The 22,737-nt window shown below is 56.2% G+C and carries 23 protein-coding genes, 1 tRNA gene and 2 riboswitches; of the genes, 21 read left to right on the top strand and 3 right to left on the bottom strand.

Translation table 11 applies throughout. The annotated features are described in order from the left end of the window. Positions 1–12: 12 nt before the first annotated feature. The 5 genes from speE (at position 13) to hflX (ending at position 5,673) form a co-directional block, all read left to right on the top strand. A complete protein-coding gene (speE, locus tag GX839_03045; protein NLB04443.1) occupies positions 13–915 on the top strand; it encodes a polyamine aminopropyltransferase in 903 nt (300 codons plus the stop codon). Next, complete coding sequence (speB, locus tag GX839_03040; protein ID NLB04442.1) at positions 908–1,780, top strand: agmatinase; 873 nt, start codon at positions 908–910, stop codon at positions 1,778–1,780. Before speE ends, speB begins: the two co-directional genes overlap by 8 nt. A 65-nt stretch (positions 1,781–1,845) precedes the next feature. Further along, positions 1,846–3,240 (top strand): MATE family efflux transporter, encoded by a 1,395-nt coding sequence (locus GX839_03035; GenBank protein ID NLB04441.1) that lies wholly within the window; start codon positions 1,846–1,848, stop codon positions 3,238–3,240. Between the two features lie 59 nt (positions 3,241–3,299). Then, entirely contained in the window at positions 3,300–3,914 is a 615-nt protein-coding gene (locus GX839_03030; protein NLB04440.1) for a hypothetical protein, read from the top strand. 478 nt (positions 3,915–4,392) lie between these two features. Further along, complete coding sequence (gene hflX, locus GX839_03025; GenBank protein NLB04439.1) at positions 4,393–5,673, top strand: GTPase HflX; 1,281 nt, start codon at positions 4,393–4,395, stop codon at positions 5,671–5,673. Positions 5,674–5,679: 6 nt separating this feature from the next. On the opposite strand, the gene GX839_03020 is transcribed toward hflX, so the two are convergent. Together GX839_03020 and GX839_03015 are read right to left on the bottom strand one after the other, a co-directional pair. Continuing rightward, entirely contained in the window at positions 5,680–6,384 is a 705-nt protein-coding gene (locus GX839_03020) for a 1-acyl-sn-glycerol-3-phosphate acyltransferase (protein ID NLB04438.1), read from the bottom strand. Between the two features lie 67 nt (positions 6,385–6,451). Further along, the gene (locus GX839_03015) at positions 6,452–6,886 is read right to left on the bottom strand and encodes a nucleoside deaminase (protein ID NLB04437.1); all 435 of its coding nucleotides are present in this window, start codon (positions 6,884–6,886) and stop codon (positions 6,452–6,454) included. A 177-nt stretch (positions 6,887–7,063) separates the two neighbouring features. Between GX839_03015 and GX839_03010 the strand changes: the two genes are divergently transcribed. Both GX839_03010 and GX839_03005 read left to right on the top strand, forming a co-directional pair. Continuing rightward, positions 7,064–7,789, top strand: a complete 726-nt coding sequence (locus tag GX839_03010; protein ID NLB04436.1) for a hypothetical protein — start codon at positions 7,064–7,066, stop codon at positions 7,787–7,789. A 307-nt stretch (positions 7,790–8,096) separates the two neighbouring features. Further along, positions 8,097–8,189, top strand: a tRNA-Ser gene (locus GX839_03005). 53 nt (positions 8,190–8,242) lie between these two features. Here GX839_03005 and GX839_03000 read toward each other — a convergent pair. Next, on the bottom strand, positions 8,243–9,097 hold the full coding sequence (locus GX839_03000) for a hypothetical protein (GenBank protein ID NLB04435.1): 855 nt from the start codon (positions 9,095–9,097) through the stop codon (positions 8,243–8,245). Between the two features lie 177 nt (positions 9,098–9,274). Here GX839_03000 and mreB point away from each other — a divergent pair, with 177 nt between their 5' ends. The 14 genes from mreB (at position 9,275) to GX839_02930 (ending at position 22,711) form a co-directional block, all read left to right on the top strand. Next, the gene (gene mreB, locus GX839_02995) at positions 9,275–10,285 is read left to right on the top strand and encodes a rod shape-determining protein MreB (GenBank protein NLB04434.1); all 1,011 of its coding nucleotides are present in this window, start codon (positions 9,275–9,277) and stop codon (positions 10,283–10,285) included. Positions 10,286–10,530: 245 nt separating this feature from the next. Next, positions 10,531–12,114, top strand: a complete 1,584-nt coding sequence (locus GX839_02990) for a transcription termination factor Rho (protein ID NLB04433.1) — start codon at positions 10,531–10,533, stop codon at positions 12,112–12,114. A 29-nt stretch (positions 12,115–12,143) separates the two neighbouring features. Then, positions 12,144–13,196, top strand: coding sequence for an inorganic phosphate transporter (locus GX839_02985; protein NLB04432.1), 1,053 nt, complete (start codon positions 12,144–12,146; stop codon positions 13,194–13,196). Between the two features lie 12 nt (positions 13,197–13,208). Next, positions 13,209–13,835, top strand: a complete 627-nt coding sequence (locus GX839_02980) for a DUF47 family protein (GenBank protein NLB04431.1) — start codon at positions 13,209–13,211, stop codon at positions 13,833–13,835. 48 nt (positions 13,836–13,883) lie between these two features. Further along, a riboswitch (TPP riboswitch) is annotated at positions 13,884–13,986 on the top strand. Beyond that, on the top strand, positions 13,977–14,807 hold the full coding sequence (locus GX839_02975; protein ID NLB04430.1) for an ABC transporter permease: 831 nt from the start codon (positions 13,977–13,979) through the stop codon (positions 14,805–14,807). It overlaps the preceding riboswitch by 10 nt. After that, the gene (locus GX839_02970) at positions 14,804–15,793 is read left to right on the top strand and encodes an ABC transporter substrate-binding protein (protein ID NLB04429.1); all 990 of its coding nucleotides are present in this window, start codon (positions 14,804–14,806) and stop codon (positions 15,791–15,793) included. Before GX839_02975 ends, GX839_02970 begins: the two co-directional genes overlap by 4 nt. Beyond that, positions 15,790–16,563 (top strand): ATP-binding cassette domain-containing protein, encoded by a 774-nt coding sequence (locus tag GX839_02965; GenBank protein NLB04428.1) that lies wholly within the window; start codon positions 15,790–15,792, stop codon positions 16,561–16,563. Before GX839_02970 ends, GX839_02965 begins: the two co-directional genes overlap by 4 nt. Positions 16,564–16,615: 52 nt before the next feature. Then, positions 16,616–17,260 (top strand): hypothetical protein, encoded by a 645-nt coding sequence (locus GX839_02960; protein ID NLB04427.1) that lies wholly within the window; start codon positions 16,616–16,618, stop codon positions 17,258–17,260. Between the two features lie 65 nt (positions 17,261–17,325). Next, a complete protein-coding gene (locus tag GX839_02955; GenBank protein ID NLB04426.1) occupies positions 17,326–17,901 on the top strand; it encodes a LemA family protein in 576 nt (191 codons plus the stop codon). 21 nt (positions 17,902–17,922) lie between these two features. Continuing rightward, a complete protein-coding gene (locus GX839_02950) occupies positions 17,923–18,699 on the top strand; it encodes a hypothetical protein (GenBank protein ID NLB04425.1) in 777 nt (258 codons plus the stop codon). A 3-nt stretch (positions 18,700–18,702) separates the two neighbouring features. Beyond that, on the top strand, positions 18,703–19,695 hold the full coding sequence (locus tag GX839_02945) for a hypothetical protein (protein ID NLB04424.1): 993 nt from the start codon (positions 18,703–18,705) through the stop codon (positions 19,693–19,695). 148 nt (positions 19,696–19,843) lie between these two features. Further along, a complete protein-coding gene (trxA, locus tag GX839_02940; GenBank protein ID NLB04423.1) occupies positions 19,844–20,164 on the top strand; it encodes a thioredoxin in 321 nt (106 codons plus the stop codon). A 78-nt stretch (positions 20,165–20,242) separates the two neighbouring features. Then, on the top strand, positions 20,243–21,799 hold the full coding sequence (locus GX839_02935; protein NLB04422.1) for an NAD(P)H-hydrate dehydratase: 1,557 nt from the start codon (positions 20,243–20,245) through the stop codon (positions 21,797–21,799). A 36-nt stretch (positions 21,800–21,835) separates the two neighbouring features. Beyond that, positions 21,836–21,968: riboswitch (FMN riboswitch) on the top strand. A gap of 98 nt (positions 21,969–22,066) precedes the next feature. Beyond that, positions 22,067–22,711, top strand: a complete 645-nt coding sequence (locus GX839_02930) for an ECF transporter S component (protein ID NLB04421.1) — start codon at positions 22,067–22,069, stop codon at positions 22,709–22,711. Positions 22,712–22,737: the final 26 nt, after the last annotated feature.

Raw genomic sequence — 22,737 nt, 5'->3', positions numbered from 1 at the left:
GAGGGATTGACCATGGAGCTTTGGTTCAGTGAGTATCACTCGGCGGATATGAAGATCAGTTTTCGTGTGAGGCGGCAGCTCTTCTCCCGGCATTCGGGGTTTCAGGAGATCCAGGTATTGGACACGGAGGAGTATGGCCGCGTTCTGGTCATGGATGGCTTCATCATGCTGACGGAAAAGGATGAATTCATTTATCATGAGATGATTACTCACGTCCCTATGGCTGTGCACCCGGCGGTCCGGAAAGCGCTGGTAATCGGAGGAGGCGATGGAGGCACGGTCCGCGAGCTTTGCAGGTATCCTGAGATTGAGGATATTGTCATGGTGGAAATTGATCCGATGGCCGTTGAAGTCTCCCGACGGTACCTTCCCACCGTTTCCCTGTCATTTGATGATCCGCGGCTCACGCTCATCCATGAAGACGGGCTTCGCTATGTCCGGCGCTATCATGACGTTTTCGACCTGATTATTGTTGATTCGACCGACCCCTTCGGCCCGGGCGAGAGCCTCTTCACCCGGGAGTTTTACAGCAACTGCCGCCATGCCTTGAAGGAGGACGGCATCCTGGTCAACCAGCATGAAGGACCCTATTTCAGGGAAGATGCCGAGGAGGCGGCAGCGATCTACAGGAAAACATCCGCCATCTTCCCCATTGCTGCGGTCTACCAGGCCCATATTCCCACCTACCCTGCAGGTCACTGGCTGTTTGGCTTTATGTCCAGCCGCTATCACCCTGTCCGGGATCTGGATCCTGAGCGCTGGGAGAAGCTGGGAATCGAAACACGCTATTACAATACGGCCCTCCACGCCGGGGCCTTCGCCCTTCCCACCTACGTCCGCCGTCTGCTGGAAAAAGGTGAAATTCTTGATACCGTTTTCAGGCAGGCTGCCATTGAGGACAATGGCGATGAATGAATCACTCGCTTTTGAAGGCCGGTCCTTCTGCGGCTGCGACCGGCCCTATGAGGAAAGCCAGCTGGTGCTCTTTGGCGCGCCCTACGACAGCTCCACCTCCTTCCGGCCGGGTGCCCGCTTCGGCCCTTCCGCCATGCGCCGCGATTCATGGGGGCTGGAAACTTACAGCCCCGCCCTGGACCGTGATCTTGAAGAGAGCAAGGTCTGTGACCTGGGGGACCTGGAATTGCCTTCTGGTGATGCGGAGCTGGCCCTTGCCCGTGTGCGGGCCCTGTGCCGGTCCATTGCCGGTGAAGAAAAAATCCCGGTCATGATCGGAGGCGACCATTCCCTGACATTCGGTGCTGTCGGGGCCGCATCCGGGTGCTATCCCGGCCTTCATCTGGTTCAGCTTGATGCGCACACGGATCTTCGCGACCATTATCTGGGCAGCCGATGGTCGCATGCCTCCGTTATGCGCCGCTGCCATGAGCTTCTCGGATCCGGAAGGATCCATTCTTTCGGGATCCGGTCGGGCCTGCGTGAAGAATTTGACTATGCAAGGGAATATGGGGATCTCCATCCTTTTTCGCTCGAGGAGATTCCTTCACTTTTTGAAACCGTCAAGGATGCGCCTGTGTACGTCACCTTGGATCTGGATGTCCTTGATCCGTCTTTTTTGCCCGGCACGGGCACGCCGGAACCGGGCGGCGCGACCTTCAGCGAACTGCTCAAGGCTCTGACGCTTCTGGCGGATCTCAATGTGGTCGGAACAGATCTGATGGAGCTGGCTCCCCTGCTGGACCCCTCAGGCGCTTCGACTGCTGTCGCCTGCAAGCTGCTTCGCGAGTGGCTTCTGCTCCTCTCCCGGCCGGAGCGGGCCTGAGCCCTGGCCCGGATGAATGCCGGACCCCTCCGGCTGGGAGCTGCTTGCCATAGAGGAATTGTTCGATGAGGGTGCGAAACATCAATTTGACCCAGGGGATTGTCTGGAAGCAGATCCTGGTTTTTGCCCTGCCCCTGGTTTTGATCAACCTCATGCAGCAACTGTACAGTGTCGCTGATCTGATGATCATCGGCAACTTCAGCGGCGTAGATGCCATGGCGGGTATTGGCGCGACCACCTCAGTCATCAACATGCTGATCGGGCTGGCGGTAGGTCTTGCGACCGGAATCTCGGTCGTCACGGTTCAGGTCAACGGCTCGGAGGATTTTGACGGTCTTTACAAGGTTGTCCACACCGGCTACGCGCTTGCCCTGGCAAGCGGTCTGCTCCTCACGGCAGCCGGCTTCTTCCTTTCACCGGCTCTCCTTCGCGTGATGGGTACGCCAGGAGAAATTCTCCCTTACTCAATAACTTATCTCCGCATCTATTTCCTGGGAACTTTGCCGGTCACCGTTTACAACATCGGGGCGGGAATTTTGAGGGGTGTCGGTGATACCCGCCATCCTTTCGTTTTCCTGTCGCTTGGCGTCCTTCTGAATATCGGGCTCGATCTCCTCTTTGTGGGGCTTTTCAGGTGGGGGGTGGCCGGTGCCGCCTGGGCTTATGTCATTGCCCAGACCATTACCGCCTTGATGGTGACTTTCAGCCTGGCATCCAGCATGACCCCTTTCCGCCTTTTTCTGCGCGACATCTCCTTTCACCCGGCCATCTTGTTCCGATCGCTCGGGGTGGGTGTGCCGGCAGGACTCCAGGCTTTCATTGTTGCGCTTTCAAATGTCTTCGTTCAGACCTTCATCAACGGCTTCGGCAAGCACGCCGTGGCAGGGTTTTCAGCGGCTTCAAGGAGTGACAGCTTCGTTTTTGTCCTGATCAGCGCCCTGGCGCTGTCGGTCATGACCTTCGTGGGCGCCAACCTGGGCGCCGGCCGCCATGACCGGATCAGGCAGGGACTGCGGCAGGGTCTCCTGCTCATGCTGATCCTGGTTGCATCCCTGTCCGGGCTCTTCATCCTTTTCCGCCGACTTATTGCAGCAGCCTTCAATCCGGATCCGCTGGTCATGGACTATACGACTCATATCATGATGGTGATTTTGTCCTTCTACTGGATCTTTGCCCTGACAGAGGTCATGGGCGCGACGCTCCGCGGCCTGGGTCATGCCATTTTCCCCATGACCGCGAGCCTTGTTTGCATGGCAGGTGTCCGGGTCATCTGGATGTTTGCCGTGCTCCCTGTCTGGCAGAGTTTTGATGCCATTATCATGGCCTATCCGGTTTCCTGGACCATCCTTCTGCTGGCTTACGTCATTTATTTCAGGCTTAAAGGCGGCAAGCTTCTTGGGAGGGGGGAAAAGGATGGCAAACAAGAACTGCCTGATGAAGCGCCTGCGGACATGATCTGATACCATAGAATGGTCAAGGGCGAAGCAGCAGCAAGCAAACAGAGCGGGAGGTGATTCCAGTGGAAGATCCCAGAGAGGCCGGCCCCGAAAAAGAACTGATCGATGAGCGGATGGAAGCATTCAGATTTTTTGAGCTTTCGGGGAAAAGGGAAAAGGGCGACCGCTTCCTGCAACCCTGGCTCTACTGCCATGTTTTCGCAGCTGGAACAAGAGGCCGGAGCGAGCGAAAACGTGCCAGCAAGGAGTTAAAGCGGTTTTTTTCACAAAAAGATTTGACAGAGGTCCTGCAAGATGCGGGCGATGAAAGTCAAGCCCTGCTGGAATTGCATTTATTTGATTCGGCGGCCAAATACCTCACCATCTGCCGCGACGACGATGGATTCGGCCGAAAACTATTTGGCCTGATGCGGATGAAAGCCAAGGAAAAAGAGAACAAAATCATTTCGGATGTTTATCTGGCCATGATTCCCCTGTTGGCCGCGCTTTCTGATTTGCCCCAAGGGCCGGCCATGATCCGGGCACTTGACCAGGCTTGCCGCAAGCTCTATCCGCAACGGTTGGCAGATATGGAGGTTGCGGCGGAGTCTTTGAAGGACGATACAGCGCGGGCCTTGATTCCTCCTTTTGACGCTTATGAGCCTCAAGAAGACGGTGAATCGACTCATGAGCGCTGATTGCCGCCAGACACAGGCTGGTTTCGATGCCGAGCAGACCCAGCACGCTCCGGGTCCGCCGAATGTTTGAGAAACTCCCTCCGGACTCAATGGTGGAGATGGCGCTCATGCCATAACCGAGCTCACCGGCGATGATCTGCTGAGTCACGTGGCGGCGCTGCCTTTCCCGCCGGATCATATAACCGACCCAGATGCCGTCGGTAATACGACAATTGTCGGGTCCGGGATGGCGGGATAAAGGCGGAAAGGTGGCCGGTTCCGGCTTGAGTTGCCTTTTGAAGCAGGGAGTGTTTGGGTGGGGGACAGGATGCATGGCAGCTACCTCACGGGGAATGTCTGTCGCGTTGTTGTTCCTCTTATTGAAGATAGCATAAGCGCTGAATCGATTTTTCGGAGCCGTCAAAAAGCTGCGGAAAGATCAATCAAAAAAGAAGCTTGAGAAATAGAAAAGATGCAAACAGACAAGAACCGATCCCCCATGTCTGGCACAGGAGAAGAAGCCGCAGGTGCCCTGCTTGTGGCCGTGGACACGGGGAAACGCTCCCAGGACGCTGTCGTCCGGTCGCTGGACGAGCTGGAGGATCTGGCGGGGACCAATGGATTTGCTGTGAAAGGCCGCGTCATTCAGCGCCTTGAGCAGCCGGACGGCCTGACCTTTGTCGGGTCGGGCAAGTTGCTTGAAATCGCTGAATTAGCGCGGGAGAAAGAGGCAACTTATCTGATCTTTGACGGCGAGCTGACGCCTGCACAAACCCGGGGGATCACTGATGCGGTCAAGATCAGGATCAGTGACCGGGTCAATGTGATTTTGTCCATTTTCGCCGACAGGGCACGGACTGACGAAGGAAAAATCCAAGTCGAGCTGGCCTGGCTCCGTTATCGTTTGACTCAATTGACAGGCCGGGGCGTGGAGCTGTCACGTCTTGGCGGGGGTATCGGAACACGGGGACCGGGCGAAACCAAACTGGAGCAGGACCGGCGCGTCATCCGCAAGCGGATGGGCGTCCTCCGGAGCCAGCTTAGGAGAATGGAAGGGCGGCGTGAGCGATCCAGAGCTTTGCGCCATCGCCGTGAAATGATTACCGCAGCCATTGTTGGTTATACCAATGCGGGCAAATCAACACTGCTGAACAAGCTGAGTGATGCCGAACTGGCAACAGGTGACCAGTTGTTCATGACGCTTGACCCGACAGCCAGGCGGATTGAAATCCATGACGGCTTGTCGCTTATCCTTGTAGATACAGTCGGTTTTATCCGGGATCTGCCTGATTTTTTGCTCCAGGCCTTCCGGGCGACTTTCGAGGAAGCCGCAAGCGCCGACCTGATTCTGCTGGTCTGTGATATGTCGGACCCCGACGCGGCTTCGCAGATTGAAGTGGTCCAGCATCAGCTCAACGATCTGGGCGCCGGCATGCTGCCCCTGATCTATGTGTTGAATAAGATGGATCAGGTCAGACCCGATGCTTATCACGACGTGATGGTAGCCCTCCGGCACGAAGATGCAGACAGGATCGTGCAGGTTTCAGCTTTGACGGGAGAGGGCCTGGTGCAGTTAAAGGAAAGACTGGCCCGCTTTGTTGATGAGACACTGGTTGAATTCTGTGCCGCCCTTCCTTATGCTCAGGCGGGCATTGTCGCCCATGCCCGGGAGTATGGCAGTGTGACAGAGGAGCGTTATGAGCCGGAATATATCCTTCTTTCGGGACGCATCCGCAGAAGCAGAATCGGGCCGATCCTGCCATGGATCAAGAAAAGTTAAGCGGGTTTACCGGGTTGTTTCCCCCAACGCCAAAGCTGCCTCTTCTTTTTGGAGAAGTGTCTGGCTGATGGCCTCCATCAGAGAATCGACATCCTTGAAAACAGCTGGATCGATGGGAGGACAGAACTCGATGGTTACCTTTTTGCGCCGGAACCGTTTCCAGTCGATCGGGCGGGGCATGGACATGTGCCTGGAAAAGACATCAAAGGCGCCGTTGATGTAGACGGGGATGACAGGAACTCCGGTCTTTTTGGCCAGGTAGGCCGCACCGTTTTTCATCTCACCGATCCGGCCATCATACGTCCGGGTTCCTTCAGGATGAATCATGACGATGGTGTTTTTTTCGATGGCCTTCTTGGCAAGAAGCAGTCCCCGGAGTGGATTGCCGTGGCGGTCGATCGGGATGACTTTGCCGACACGAAAAAGAATTCTGCCTGTCAGGCCGAAGCTTTGTTCAAGGTCGGATCCGCCGATCACGGAGAAGCGCGGGAGCTGGCTGGAGGGGATGCCCCCCATAATCCACAGGCCGTCCACCATGGACTGGTGGTTGGCGACGACCAGGTAGGAACCCCGGCGGGGAATATGATCCCTGCCCAGGTAACGCAGGCGGAGAAAGAGACGGCTCAGCAGCATACCCAGTAAAAAGAGGAAATGGCCCTGCCAGCCGCGCCGCTGAATGTCTGTTGGTTTATCTTTTCGTTTCCACTTCAATGAACAAACTCCGTCCCGGTATGGAATAACCAGGCGCTTGTGTCTCGGGGCGCCGGAGACAAGCTTATCATATTTTATTTCTTTTCCTTTCAAAAAAAGAGCGAAGAAGATCCCCGCATGGTCCAGCCAGGAGGCCGCCCGTGATCCGGACGGTGTGGTTGGCAGGAAGCGCAAAGGCGTCGCCGGCTGATCCTGCCATGCCGGATTTGGGATCGCTGGCCCCGAAATAGAGATGGCGGATCCGTGCCTGAATGATAGCTCCGGCACACATAAGGCAGGGCTCCAGGGTGACAAAAAGATCACAGTCATTCAGGCGCCAGCTGCCGGTTTGATGGCAGGCTTGCCGAATGGCGTCGATCTCCGCGTGGCCCGTAGCATCCTGGGACTCTTCCCGGCTGTTTTTCCCCCGTGCGATGATCTGACCATGCTGAACGATTACGGCCCCAATCGGTACTTCCCCGTCAAGTTCCGCCAGCCGGGCCTGTGCCAGGGCTTCCTCCATAAAAAAAGAAAGCTGGTCTTCCGTGTAAGCCTGTGAATTCCGCTCATCCATGTCACTGATCCTCGACTTCATCATATATCACGGGGCAGGTCAGTGTGTTAGAATAATCTAGCTTGATTTGCCGGACGCTGTTTTGCCGGCCCCAGGCGACTGATTTTTTGAGAACTGGAGTCTGTCATGGCTTTTAAAGAAGGTCGTTGCATCAACTGCGGATCCCTCCTCTTTTTGGATCCGGATACACCCAAGGGTCATTGCCTTTTTTGCGACTGTGTTTTTGACAGCGAAGAGGCTTTCAAGGCGCTGGAAAACCCGGAACTGTTTACTTTCCCCAACGAAAAACAACCCGAATACCAGGGACCGCCAATTGCAGCCGGACGGCCCCGGCGTGGATCTGCCGTCACTGCGCAGCCCGCGGCGCCGGTCACAGCCGAAAAAAAAGAAGATGGCTACCAGTTGCCGGAGTCAAAAGTTCCCAGTTTGAAGATACCGGTCAAGGTCATTGTCCTGTATTCAGCCCTGACTGTTGCAGTCCTTGGCATCTTAAGTGCGGTGGCCTTCCCCCTGATCGCCAAACGCAACCACCGGCAAGCGGCCATCACCGACAGCTTTGTCAGTAAGCTGAGCTATACCCTCGATAAAGAAAAGGACATCCGGGTCCAGGGGATGACCGGTACCGATGTCGTCCTCATTTTGCCGGAAGATGTTTCAGCCCGGGAAAGCATTGAACTCTTCGATCTGTACTGCCAGGTCAGGGCAGAGGTGGTTGATCTCAAAGACACCTCCTTCGAATCATCAAAAAGACCGGTGACGCTCCGCATTGCGACACCGGGCGGCGGTTTCCTGATTGACAGACCGGCTGACCAGGCGGCTCTTAACCCCGATGCGCTCACCCACCTGGATTAGGGAGTCCGGATGGGAAGCAGCACGGTAACATGACGAACTCGTGACACGCGAGCTCTTATATGACATTAAAGAGGATTTCCGCTCAATTGTTCTCTCTTTATTCATAATTGATTAGCAGGTTGGCAATCTATGCATCGTACAATGCTGCCATAGACAAGAGTTGAAGCTCTGTTTTCATACTTTTCTCCTCCAATTGATGGACAGACCCGGCGGTGCCCCGGGTCTGTTACATTGACAGGAAATCAAGACCGATGATACAATTCCCTTGCTTTGGAAATGCCAATGTGCCAGCGCCGGCCTGTAATGTGGAGGGTTGTCCGAGTTGGTTGAAGGAGCGCGACTGGAAATCGCGTGTACCCCTCAAAGGGTATCGAGAGTTCGAATCTCTTGCCCTCCGCCAAGGCTTTCCTGTGAGGTGGAACCTCCTGGCAAGAACCGGGAGGTTTCTTCTTGTTATCGAATGATGAGGCGGAGCAGAAAAAAGATCCCCGTCAGGGCTGGCAGGGCGGCGTAGGGTAAACGGCGAACGCCAGGTGACAGTGGCCGGCCCTCGGGCAGAATGGCTGCGAGGGGGATGGCGGTCAGGGTCGCCAGGTAGCTGAGCGGGATCTTTGCTCTCAGGCTGATGAAGACAAATGAGAGCAGGATGGCCACTGCGGCAAGGGCCGTTAGGTAGAGGAGCGCACGCCCGCATTCACCTCTTGTGCTGAAAATGGAATTCCGTATGACGGGGCGTTGCGGGGAAGCGGCTTCCCTCATGGCCATGAAGGCCAACAGGATGTAGAAAAGTCCAAAAAGGCCATAGGAAAAGTTGAAGAAGAGGGTGACGAAGAGAGCCAGTCCTGCCGTTGCCAAACCCAGGACGATTCCCATGGCGGGTGCCATCCTGTAGTTTCCCGGGTTAACAGGCACGCCGAAGAGAATTTTCCTGTCGATCTCGCCTCCCGCGGGGACCGCATGGGCCACCAGATCCTGATAGCATCCGATGGCCATTGAAAGGCCGGCAATCAGGGCGATCGACGCGGCGTAAGTAAAGAGAGCATTGCGTCCGGCGAAATAAAGGCCGAGTTCTTTGCTGGCGGTATAGAGGATGACTTCAGTGACAAGGGCAGAAACCAGGAGCCGGACAAAATATAAAAAATGGTTGGAAGTCCGCCTGGCCCCACGCGCGATCAGCAGGGCGAAAAGTGCAAAAGCGAGGTGACCGCTGATCTGAGTCAAGAAACTGGCCGTGGCGGAAAGCGCGGAGGGGAAGAAGGCACCTGCCAGGTGGATGAGGGTGAAAATATAACCGCCGAATTTAATCACAGGCCGCCTCTGTCAGCTATAAAACGCAGGTTTGAACGAATAGACAGGGGGTCGCTTTTTCCCTCTTGTGCCTACGGGAATGTTTGCCCCTGTCCGCGAATTATTGTATCATGTCACCGTATGCCGGACAATCGCGGCATCCATTTCTGACAATCACTTAGTTGATCGGTATCATCGATGGGTCTTGGACTGAATATAGGCATTGATTTGGGAACGGCAACCGTTCTTATTTATGTTGAGGGGCGTGGAGTCGTCCTGAGGGAACCTTCCGTTGTCGCAGTTAACACGCGGACCAGCCGGGTGCTGGCCGTCGGCGAACGGGCCAGTCTCATGCTGGGCCGTACGCCTGATATTGTCAAAGCGATCCGGCCGCTTCGTGAAGGAGTCATCTCCGATTTTCAGGTGACGGAGATCATGCTGAAGGAGTTCATCGGTCGCGTCAACACCGGTTTTCTCGGCCGCTATTTCAAACCGACCATCGTCGTGTCAGTTCCCGGAGTGATTACCCCGGTCGAGCAAAAAGCGGTTGAAGATGCCTGCCGCCACGCAGGTGCGCGCGAGGTCTTTTTGATCCGCGAGCCCATCGCCTCGGCGATCGGCGCGGGGATTGACATCACCCAGGCTTCCGGCAGCATGATTATCGATATTGGTGGCGGCACGACTGACATTGCAGTCATTTCCCTTTGCAGGCCCGTGGTCGACGCCTCCACCAAGGTTGCCGGAGACAAATTTGATGAGGCCATCATCCGCTACATCCGGCGCCGGCACAACGTATTGATCGGGGAGCAGACGGCAGAGGAGCTGAAGATCAATATCGGCTGTGCCTATCCGCGCGAAGAAGAGCTGACCATGGAGGTCCGCGGCCGCAACATCGTGACCGGTATGCCGGCCATTCTGACCATCAGTTCAACGGAGATGCTGGAGGCCCTGGAGGAACCGGTCAGCCTGATCTTCGAGGCCATTCACTCCGTCCTTGAGCAGACGCCCCCCGAATTGATGGCCGACCTGAGCCAGCGCGGGATCGTCATGACTGGCGGGGGCTCCCTGCTTTACGGCCTTGACAGGATGCTGGCGACCCGGGTCGGCATTGAGGTCATTGTCGCTGAAGACCCCATTTCCTGTGTTGCCATCGGTACGGGCATCGCTCTCAACATCATGGACCGCTTCGCCGATATAGCCGGGCTTTGATTTGTTCCAGGTGTTGACGGGCAGGAGAGACTTGTTTATACTTGCGCTGATCCCCCTGACAGGCTTTGAGATACGATGAAGCTGCAAAGCGATTTTCAGGGAATAGCAGCCAAGATCCATTTTAAGTTCCCCCCGGTTCAAATGATTGAAGGAGCGAAAGCGGGAGGCGTGGGTGTGTTGCTTGGCGGGCTGTAACCCGTATTCGGAAGTGAAGTTTAATCGAAAAGAGAAGAAGAGGAAAATTTATGGCATTACCTGATATTCGCGGGAAAACAAAAAAAGACCTTTCGGAAATTGCCCATATATCAGGCCTCTTGACGCCGGCGGATACAAGCAGGATGACCAAGCAGCAGCTGATCGACTTCCTGACACGCATGGAGGAAGAGTCTGAACTGGCGGTGCCTGAAGATACAGGTCCGGGCGGACCGCAGAAGGCGGGGGAAGAAAAAGAATCAGTCGAGTCTCCGCCTGCCGGCAGGAAAACGCCGGCCCGGAAAGCGACAAAAGTGACACCCAGGAAGAAGAATGCTTCGGCTCCCCCGGCTGAAAAGGAAGATACCGAGCTCGTGGACCCCCCTCCTCCGGACGAAGCGGTCATGGATGACGCCGCGGCGCCGGAAGAAGGCGAGGCTGAAAAGCAAGTCGAAACGCAGGAACTGATGACCGGGGTCCTTGAAGTCATGCCGGAGGGTTATGGCTTTTTGCGGATTGAAAACTACATTCAGAGCAGCAGGGATATTTACGTGCCTCCTCAATATGTCAGGCGCTTTGGGCTGCGGACAGGTGATCTGGTGACTGGTCCGGTCAGGCAGCAGCGTGACAATGACCGCTACCGGGCACTTTTTTACATCCGCGAAGTCAACGGGGAGGCACCCGAGAAGATGATTCGCCGGCCCCATTTTGACCGGCTGACGCCCATTTATCCCAGGGAACGCTATACGCTTGAAACCGTCCGTGAGGAACTTTCGACACGGGTCATCGATCTGGTCTGCCCCATCGGCAAAGGGCAGCGCGGCATGATCGTTTCTCCGCCCAAGGCCGGCAAAACCATCCTTTTGCAAAAGATCGCCAACGCCATTACCATCAACAGCCCTGAGACCAAACTGATTGTTCTCCTGATTGATGAACGGCCCGAGGAAGTGACCGATATGCAGCGGTCGATCGAGGGGGAAGTTGTCTATTCCACTTTTGACAAAACGCCGGAAAATCACGTGAGGATCACGGAGCTTGTCCTGGAGCGGGCCATGCGCCTGGTTGAGCTTGGCCACGACGTGGTTATTCTCCTTGACAGTATTACCCGGATGGGACGCGCCTATAACCTGACCATCAACCCGACCGGCAGGACACTGTCGGGCGGTCTGGATCCCGGCGCCCTTTATGGCCCCAAACGCTTTTTCGGCGCTGCCCGCAACATCGAGCACGGCGGGAGTCTGACCATCATCGCGACTGCCCTGATCGAGACGGGTTCGCGGATGGATGAGGTGATTTTCGAGGAGTTCAAGGGGACGGGCAACATGGAGGTCATTTTAGACCGCAAGCTGGCGGACAAACGGATCTTCCCGGCCATCGATATCACGCGATCGGGCACCCGGCGCGAGGAACTGCTGCTGTCCGAAAAAGAGCTCGACGCCATCTGGATCCTGAGGAAGACATTCTCCCAGCTGGAGACGGCGGCGGTGACAGAGACCATGCTCAATCTCCTGATGAAGACGCGAAGCAACGATCAGTTTATTTCGTCCATCAATGTTTCCATGGCTGACAAATCGCTTTTCGATGCCATGCGGGGCGGAATGCCCAAGCGCGACAACGCCAATAACTCCACCCTCTAGGAGCGGGGCTTTCAGCACGGCAGAGTAAGATGGCGATTGATTTTCTTTCATTTGTGCGCGATGTCGCATCCAATCCCTTGCTTGCCGTCACCACGCTGCTGACCCTGGGCGTGATTCTGGTCAATGGCTGGACTGATGCGCCAAACGCCATAGCGACTGCCGTATCGACCCGGGCCATCTCTGTGCGCGCGGCCATTGTCCTTGCGGCCGTCATGAATTTTCTAGGTGTCTTCCTCATGACCATGCTCAATGCCACGGTGGCTGAGACCATTTTCAATATGGTCGACTTTGGTCATGACGCCCACGCCAGTATTGTCGGTCTTTGCGCCGGTATGTTCGCCATCGTTGTCTGGGCAACGGCGGCCTCCCGATTGGGGATACCGACAAGCGAGAGCCATGCCCTGATCGCGGGTTTGTCGGGCGCGGCTATCGCCCTCCACAACAGCTTTTCAGGCATCAACGGATCTGAATGGATCAAGGTGATCTACGGATTGCTCCTGTCATCGGTCCTGGGTTTCATGTCGGGTTTTGTCACCACCCGCCTTCTAGCTGCCTTGTTCGGCGGGCGTGACCGGCGCAACCTGGCCCATGTTTTCCGCAAGGCACAGATCGGAGCGGCTGCGGGCATGGCCTTCATGCACGGAGCCCAGGACGGCCAGAAATTTATGGCAGTCTTTATGATTGGTATCTTTCTCAATCGAGGTCAAACAGAGGCCCAAACATTTCTGGTTCCTGTCTGGATGATGATCCTCTGTTCGCTTGTCATGGCGCTGGGGACTTCGGTGGGCGGTTACCGTATTATCAAGTCGGTCGGCATGGACATGGTCAAACTGGAACCCTACCAGGGTTTTGCGGCAGATCTCGGGGCCAGCGCCAGCCTTTTGGCGGCGCAGCTGCTGGGGCTTCCTGTCAGCACAACCCACACCAAGACGACCGCCATCATCGGGGTAGGTGCCTCCGGCCGCTTGTCATCGGTCAAATGGGGAATTGTCGGTGATATGGTCATGAGCTGGATTTTGACCTTCCCCTGTTGCGGCCTGATCGGCTACGGCATGACCAAGTTGTTTACGGCCATTTTTTGAGAGGTGAATCCTATGTTTGGGAAAAAAAAGAAAAGCAACTATTTCGAACTGCTGGAAGATCTGGCTGCCTACACAAAGAGGGCGGCAGACTTCCTGGCGGCTTCCCTGGAAGACTACAAACCGGAGGGGCTGGCATCTTCACTTGAGAAGATGCATGATATCGAGCATTCGGCCGACCTGGCTCTGCATGATCTCAACAGGAAGCTGGCGCGTGAGTTCATCACTCCAATCGAACGCCAGGATATTTTCGAAATAGCCAATATGATTGATGATGTCACTGACTCAATTGAAGATGTTCTCATGCGGCTTTATATGTTCAATGTCACCGGGCTGCGTGAGGAGGCCCTGGAATTCAGCAGGATCATCATGGCCTGTTCCCTGGCGCTGGCCGGAATAATGCGCGAATTTGGGGATTTTCGCAAATCCAATGACATCCGGCATTTCATTATCGAAATTAACGACCTGGAAGAAGAGGGGGATGCCGTCTATGTCCGCTGCATCCGCCGCCTTTATGAGGAAGGCGGCGACCCGGTCCAGGTCATCGCCTGGACTGAGGTTTTCAGGCGGCTTGAAGGCTGCTGCGACGATTTTGAGGCCGTCAGCCAGACCATCGAGCATGTCATCATGAAAAATACTTAAAAGGAAAGCGCGGCTCTTTTTTGACAATGGGAAGAGGGCCGACTATAATCAGACAAGCAGGGGAGTCGCCCGCAGGCGGCTGAGAGGACGAGAGTCGACCCTTGAACCTGATCCGGATCATGCCGGCGGAGGGAGCGGGATTTGCCTTTATTTCCGGCTGACAAGCGCATCGATCGTAGAAGAGCGGCCAAGCAGCTGGCGCGGCGCTTTCTGCCGCCCATTCTCCTGGTGATCGTCCTGCTCGGGGTTTTCCAGCTGTCAGCAGATGCAGGCCTGATCCGCCACTATGTTTTGCCTGCTCCGGGCCAAGTCGGGCGGTCACTCGTGGAAGACTTTCCGATCATGAGCAGGCAGGCCATCCACACGCTTCGCATCGCATCACTTGGCTTTTTGCTCAGTGCTTTTACGGGAACAGCATTCGCACTCCTGATGGATCGTTTCAAACTGCTGTCCGATACGGCCTACCCCTTCATCGTCATCTCACAGACCATTCCGACCCTGGTCATCACGCCGGTCGTTGTCCTCATTTTTGGATACGGTGACGCAGCCAGGCTTTTTGTGGTCATCCTGGTCTGTTTCTTCCCCATTACCATCAGCCTGCTTCAAGGTCTGAGGAGCGTCGATGTTGATCTTCTGCGCATGATGCATACCATGGGTGCCTCAAGGGCGGAGGTCATGAAGCATGTGAAATTTCCTGCCAGTCTGCCCTCCTTTTTTTCCGGTGTCCGAATTTCGTCAACCTATTGTGTGATGGCGGCCGTTCTGGCCGAGTGGGCCGGCGGCGGTGAAGGAATTGGAATCTACATGCTCCGGATGAAGCGATCCTTCCGCTACAGTGCCATGTTTGCTTCCATTTTATGGATTGTCGCCCTGAGTTTGATCTTTTACAGCCTGGCCCTCCTGGCTGAACGCTTTGCCATGCCCTGGCGGGAAGTCCCGGCCGGCAAGGCTGAAAGGCGGCCGATTTCATGAAGAGGCCTGTCCTGCTGATCCCCTTTCTCTGCCTCCTTATCCTTGTGGCGGCCTGCCGGCCCGGCAAGCCGGGAGCAAGGGATCAAATTACATTTGCTCTTGACTGGACGCCCAACACCAACCACTCGGGCCTGTTTCTGGCACGCGACCGCGGCTTCTATGCCCGGGAAGGAATTGCAATCGAATTCCGTGAATCGGACATGGATTTCATTGAAATGGTGGCGGGAGGGTCGGCGGAATTTGGCATGGCTGCCCAGGAACAGGTGCTTCAGGCACGCGCATCGGATGCCGGCATTCCCATCGTCGCCCTTGCTGCCGTCATTCAACGCAACACATCAGGCTTTGCCTCTCCCCTTGACCGGGGCATTCGATCACCGGGGGATTTTGAAGGAAAGCGTTACAGCGGCTGGGGGACGGAGTTGGAACTGGCCTTCATCCGAACCCTGATGGAGAAAGAGGGTGCTGACTTTAACAAGGTGACCATCATCAACCAGTCGGCAGGCAACTTCATGGCCAGCATGGAGCTGGAGGCCGACTTCGCCTGGATCTATTACGGCTGGGACGGGATCAACTGCGAACTGGAAGATTATCCCATCAATTTTATTCCTTTACAGGCCATTGAAGCGGATCTCGACTTCTATTCGCCTGTCATCATCACAAGTGAGAAAATGATCCGGGAGAAGCCCGACCTCATCCGCCGCTTCCTGAAAGCGACGGCTCAGGGTTACCTGGAGGCCATGGAGGATCCACAGGCGGCAGTTGACAGTCTTCTGGAAGCGGCCCCGGGCCTGAACCGGGATCTTCTGATGGCGAGCCAGCTCTACCTGAACCCACGCTACATTGATGAGGCGCCCTACTGGGGCATCATGCGGAGCGAGACCTGGATCCGGTTCGCAAGCTGGATGAAAGAGCGGGGCCTGCTCGAGCAGGCCGCGGATGCAGAGCAGGCTTTTGACTGTTCTTTCCTGGCAGGCGAAACGCCATGAATAAGAGCGACATCGTCCTTTCCTGCGAGAATCTGGAAAAACGTTACGGCTCCCAGCTGATTCTCTACGACATTGACCTTGAGCTCCGCCAGGGTGAACTGGTTTCCATTCTCGGTCAAAGCGGTACCGGCAAAACCACCTTGTTCAACATCCTGACCGGCCTTGACCCGGACGCGGGGGGAAGCATTGTCCGCGGGACTCGGATTGGCTACATGCTTCAGAAAGACATGCTGCTGCCCTGGAAGCGGCTGATCGATAATGTCGCCCTGCCCTATGTGCTTGCCGGCCAAGGCAAGCAGGCCGCAAGGGAGAAGGCCGCGGGTTATTTTGGAATATTCGGGCTCAAAGGCCTGGAATTCCGCTATCCCGCCAGGCTGTCGGGCGGCCAGCGCCGGCGGGCAGCCTTTTTGCGCACCTACCTGTATTCACCTGCTTTAATGCTCCTTGATGAACCCTTTACGGGCCTTGACGCCATCACACGGGGCCAGTTGTATGAATGGCTGCTGGAACACAAGGAAAAGCTCGGCTTTTCAATTCTTCTGATCACGCACGACATCGAGGAGGCCATGGCCTTGTCCGACAGGATCTACGTGCTTTCCCCTGGACCGCCCTCGACCCTGTGGCCGCCGATCCAGCTTGCTTCCCCAGGAGGCCGGGGGGAAAGGAAGGACTCCCTGCATCAGAGATCTGGAGGTGACAGTCTGCACCAGGAAATCCGGCGCCGGATTTTTACAGCCCCCTCAAAGGCGTCAGGAAGAGGTGGATTGTGATAACATCATAAGCGTACAAAATACCGGCGTTGCGACCCTGGAGGAGTGAATTGTGGACGGGAACCATGGATCGGGAAAGGACTTCCGCCCCCGGCGGGCGGCCGCAAATGACAGGATAGGGAAGAACCGGAAGCCACGGCCGGGGCACAAATCCAGGAAAGCTCCGATCCTTGTACGGTTCAAGATAGTCTACCTGTCGGCCGTGGGACTCGCCCTGATTTTTATCATTGTTTTCGCCTTCCTGATCAAGGGCCGTATCAGTCAGATCCTGGGCACGAATGAGACGGGAGACCGGCCGGACTACGAGATCTTTCCCTACCACTCACTTCCGACGGGTGCCCCGGGGGAAGAGGAAAACGAAGCCGAAGATAAAGATAATGAAGAAGGCGGGGATGCCTTGCCGGAGGACGAGTTCGAGGATATCGGCGACCTGCCGCCTGTTCCCAGAGTCCCTGCTCCCCCGCCACAGGCGCCGGGCAATGTCACCTTGGAAACGACGGCAACGGAGCCGGTGACGGAAAATGAAACCAGCATCACCATGCTTACCGTTGATGAAACATCCAGTACGACTACCGTCCAGATCTCTGAAACGGAGCAAAGTACTGAAGCCCCATCCGCGACTGCTGAGAGCAGCACCGAAACGACCACCAGCGACACGGTCACGCCAACAAGCAGTGCTGAAGAGGATCAGGGTTAAGATGCTGATCGACAGGGTGTCGTCAAGCAATAAGCCAGTGAGAGGCGATCTCACAGGAGGGTTTTATGCCAGAAAAAAAGACCGGACTGAAAACAGGGATGAAAGTCCTTATCGCTGTCCTTGCGATTGTCATCGCGGTGGCGGCCGTCTTCATCTCCTACCACAACCGCTTTGTCCGGGCCGATGAGTCGATCAACCAGGCCTGGGCCCAGGTGCAGACGCAGTATCAGCGCAGGGGTGATCTGATTCCCAATCTGGTCGAGACCGTCAAGGGTTATGCCGCGCATGAAGAAAGCGTTTTAATGGAAATCACCGGGATGCGATCCCGTTATAACGAGGCGGCAACTCCCGAGGAGTACCAGCAAGTGGACCAGGATTTTCAGCGTGCCATCAATGTGGTGGTGGAAGCCTATCCCGACTTGAAGGCCAATGAAAACTTTCTCGCCCTGCAGGCAGAACTGGCGGGAACTGAGAACCGGATCGCAGTCGCAAGGCGCGACTTCAATGATGTTGTGGCCTCCTATAACCGGTCGGTCCGCACCTTCCCGGGAAGTTTCTTTGCCAAACTGTTCGGCTTCGACACCCGCGGGATGTTTGAGGCGCAACCGGGGACGGAAACCGTTCCGACCATCAGTTTTTAAGCAGCAGCGGAGGGAAGGCCCTTGAAGGTGCAAAGGCACGCCGGAAGAAGCGGCGTCTTGCGGCCTGTGGCCGTGGCGCTCATGTTTCTGCTTGCCCTGCCTTTTTTGACGGCTTTTCGGGTACCTCCCAATCCGGGCGCCGATTTTGCCTTCGATTCGACCGGAACGCTTTCAGTACAGACGCGCCAAACCATCCGTCAGGTCAACGCTCAGATCGCGGGCACAGGTGCCCAGATCGTTGTCTGCATGATTCCAAGCCTGGGAGACGATAGCCTGGAGGACGCCGCGCTTGATATCTTCCGCAGCTGGGGAATCGGCGACCGGTCAAAGAACAACGGCGTGCTTCTGCTGATCGCCAAAGAAGACCGCAAACTGCGAATCGAGGTGGGCTACGGCTTGGAGGGGGCCATTCCCGACAGCGTGGCGGACAGGATTATCCGCCAGGTCATTGCCCCGGATTTTCGTGAAGAAGATTACGACGGAGGCGTGCTCAAGGGTTTTAATGCCATTGTGACACGGGTGGCTGAAGAGTACGGCCTGGAAGTCGATGCGGACGGTTATGTACCTGTTGATGCAGGTTCCGGCACGGACGAACATTCCCCACTCGAGTACATCGTCTGGGCCATCATGATCCTTTTCTTTGTCCTGTCCTATTTCTCCCGTTTTTTCCGTTTCCGGACGGGGGCAGGTGGCAGGGGCCCCTGGGTGGGCGGCGGATGGTCCGGCGGCGGCGGGTCCTCTGGAGGGGGTTTTGGCGGGGGATCGTCCGGTGGCGGCGGCGCATCGGGAGGATGGTAACCGATGGCTGAATTCTCCGACCTGATCGTCCTGACCGTTGAAGATCTGGAGCGCAACCTGGGCAGGTCAAAATTCCGTGAGTTCGTCACCCGTTCAGAAAAGCAATTTACCGACCAGATCGATGCGGTTGCAGATCAGATATTGAAGAATCGCGGGATTCGGGCCATATTTGTATCCGGCCCCACCTCTTCGGGCAAGACGACCTCTTCCATGCTGATGTCAAAAAGACTGACCGGCGCAGGACTCCGTACTTATCACCTTGAATTGGATGACTACTATCGGCCCGAAAGACTCCGTTACGATGAGGAGGGCCGGCCTGATTTTGAGACCATCGATACCATCGACCTGGAGTTGGTGGGAAATGACCTGGAGCGCCTTTTCCAAAATGAAGAGGTTGCCATTCCAACCTTCGATTTCAGGACCAGGAAACGGCTTTACCTGCCCGAAAAAAAACTGAAATTGACGGATGATGATGTTCTGCTCGTGGAAGGGCTGCATGGGCTTTCCAGCGTGATCATGGAAAAAATCCCCGAAGAAAGGCGAATCAGCTACTTTATCCTGCCGTATGCCCGCGTCCTGTCGGACCGCCGCATGCTGTCAGGAAGCGATATACGGATTTTAAGGCGAATCAGCCGTGACGTCCGGCACCGGGGAGCGACAGCCATCGACACCCTCGACTACTGGCCCATGATCGACCGGGCAGAAAGCGACTTCATTCCTGCCTACCTTGAAGCAGCGGACTTCTACATCAACTCCATCCTGCTCTATGAGTTCATGGTGATCGGTCCCATGGCACGGATCGAGATTGAGCGCTCCCTTGACCGGTTCTTTAAGGGCGAGCTGCCCCCTTCTTCCTACACCAATAATCCATCGGGGCATTCAGATTTGAAACGGGCCATCAATGAGGCGGTCCGCCTGTCGGGGGTTTGTGAGCAGCTGCCGGCTGTTGACCCATCCTTCGTGCCTGCTGACTCCATCCTCCAGGAGTTTTTGTAATTTTCAGGTCAGCGGAACGGGGTCTTTTTTGAAGTTCAGCGGTAACGGGTGACACTATCGTCTTCGCTAGTGTCGTTTTATCATGGACGGGAAGAGAAACAGGTTGCGCCGTCCAGGCATAACGAGAAAAAAGGATGGGAGAAACAAGATGATGGAGATTCTTAGACAGGATAATTTTGAGGAGAAGGTTATCAAAAGTGACCTTCCTGTTTTGATTGATTTCTGGGCTGAATGGTGCGGTCCCTGCAGGATGGTTGCCCCGGTCGTCGAGGAGCTGGCGAAAAACTACGCTGGAAAGGCTGTCATCGGCAAGGTCAACGTCGATGAGGAGCGGGGTCTCGCGCAGAAATACCGTGTCTTCAGCATTCCGACCCTCTTCATTTTCAAGGGCGGCAAGGTGGTGGATCAGCTCGTCGGGGCCAGGCCCTATGACGATGTGGCAAGGGTGCTCGACAAGCACGTCGGCTAGATATAAATAACTGATGTGAGGGCCCACGCGTGATCAAACACATCGCGCGTGGGTTTTTTCGTAAAAAGGAGACTTCCCGTGAACAGGCTATTGACTAGAGAAGAGCAGCAGGAACTGGACAGGGAGTTTTGCAAGCTGACCGGGCTCCCTTCTGCCGTCCTGATGGAGCAGGCTGCAGCGGGTTTGGCAGGGCTGACCGGCAGTCTGCTGGACTCTTTTGAAACCACAGAGGCAGATGAAATCGAGGTGCTCATCATTACTGGTACAGGGAATAATGGCGGGGACGGCTGGGCGGCGGCACGTCAGCTGCAGGCAGCTGGATACCGGGTGGCTGTCCTTGAGGCCCATCCCGGACGAAAAATGTCCGGTGATGCGGCTGTCAACCGCCAGGCTTACGGAATTCTGGGCGGGCGGGTCATCAATAGCTTGGATGAGCTTTCAGAAAAATATCCCCTGGTGACGATCGACGCTCTTTTTGGCACAGGCTTCAAGACGGACAAGGAGTTGCCCGAAGAAGCACTCGCGGCCTTGAAAGCGCTGGCAGCACTGAAGGAAGCTGGCAGCCTTATTATCGCCTGCGACATCCCGAGCGGTGTAGATGCCAATACCGGCCAGGCAATCAGGGAGACGGTGGAGGCTGATTTCACCTGCACTTTCGGGCGCAAGAAAATTGGTCTCATAACACATCCCGGCCTGCTTTATGCCGGTGAAGTCCTGGAGTTTCCTCTCGGCATGACCGATGGCTTTGTTGAAAAAGTCCTGGAAGGACGCCGCCGCGTCACCGAACTTAATGAGGAAACAGCCGGCGGCCCGGTTGAAGCACGCCAGCCCGACGGGCACAAGGGGCAGTTTGGCCGTCTCTTGCTGATCGGCGGCCACGAGGGTATGACGGGAGCCCTGATCCTGGCCGCCCGTGCCGGCGAAAAGATGGGTGTGGGCTATACCATGATCCGGGCGCCGGAGAAATCACTGCCCATCATAGCGGGAGCCGTTCCATCTGCTCTCCTTTCCGCTGTACCCGAGGAGGGGGAAGAGACAAAGCATGAGCTGCCCGAACCAGACGCCATTGCGGTCGGACCGGGAGCGGGGTCGGATCCCTGGGTGGAAAAAGCCATTCAACATCTCCTTGGGCAGCCCATGCCGATCATTATTGACGCAGACGGCCTGAACGCACTTGCGCGGATGAAAAATGCCTCCAGTCTCCTGAAGGAGCGGAGCCGGAAAGGATTTCCGCCTGCTGTATTGACGCCCCATCCGGGAGAATATTTGCGCCTGGCGCCGAAAAACGAGAAGCTTTTGCATCAGGACCGCCTGGAAGCTGCACGCCGGCTTGCTGAACAAACGGCCTCCATTATTGTGCTTAAGGGCATGGCGACCGTTATTGCCATGCCGGATGGCAAGGCCTATATAAATACCACGGGAAATGTGGGGCTTGCCAAAGGCGGTTCGGGAGATGTGCTGACGGGCATGATCGCCGGCCTGGCCGCCCAGTGTGATTCGACGGAGAATGCTGTCAGGCGGGCTGTCTACCTTCACGGCCTGGCCGCTGATATTGCGTCGGAAAGGTGTCTGTCCGAGATCGCGGTGACGCCCGAAGACCTGATTGATTCACTGGGGGAAGCCTTGCTTTGCTGAGTCTCTTTCATTCAGCCCGGTCTTTTGTTATCATAGGGATGTTTCCGGGGCGGGGTGCAATTTCCCACCGGCGGTGATGCCCTTATCAAGGGACGAGCCCGCGAGCTGGATGCATGACAGGGTGGGAATCCCGGGCCGGCAGTGAAAGTCTGAATGGGAGGAAGCGAGATCGCTGATCGTTGCCCCGGATTACCGGGGCACTTTTATTTTCCCGGGAGGCCCGATAATCCGAGAAAGGGAGCGGTATTGGCCGCGAGGTGCAAACACATGAAAGAGACTTTGAATTCGCAGGAGCAAACGAAGGCGATCGTCCCGCCTAATCAGAGGCGGCGAAGGCAGACCGCCTGGATGGCCAAGACCGGCATCCTGTCGGCAGCTGCCATCGCCCTCATGTACCTGGAGATTTCCCTTCCCCTGTTTCCGGGTTTTCTGAAATTCGATTTTTCCGAGATACCGGCTCTGCTGGCAACCTTTGCCATGGGGCCGCTGGCCGGCATTGCCGTTGAACTGATCAAGAATATTGCCCACCTGCCGGCAACCCATACCTTGATGGTCGGTGAGCTGGCCAACTTCATCATGGGGAGTTTCTTCGTCGGTACGGCAGGCCTAATCTACAAACACAAGAAAACGCGGGGCGGTGCCATCCTCTCCATGGCGGCCGGAACCCTGGCGCTGACCGCGTCGGGAGCCCTGATCAACTATTTTTTCACCATCCCCTTTTACATTTCAGTCATGGGCTTTTCCATGGAAGGGATTGTTGCGGCTACCCATGCCGCCGGCAATACCCTGGTGACCGGGCTGCCATCCCTGATCCTCTGGGTCTTTATTCCTTTCAACTTGATGAAGGGGATCGTGGTTTCCGTGATTGTCGGTTTGATTTACAAGAAGCTAAGTCCGCTCCTTCACCGCTGAAGGCCCTTGCCGGCAGCCTCGCTGTG

This window comes from Fastidiosipila sp. (assembly GCA_012511175.1).
Lineage (GTDB): Bacteria > Bacillota > Clostridia > Saccharofermentanales > DTU023 > UBA4923.
Note: the sequence above shows the minus strand (reverse complement) of the source record. Positions and strands in the feature narration are given on the sequence as shown.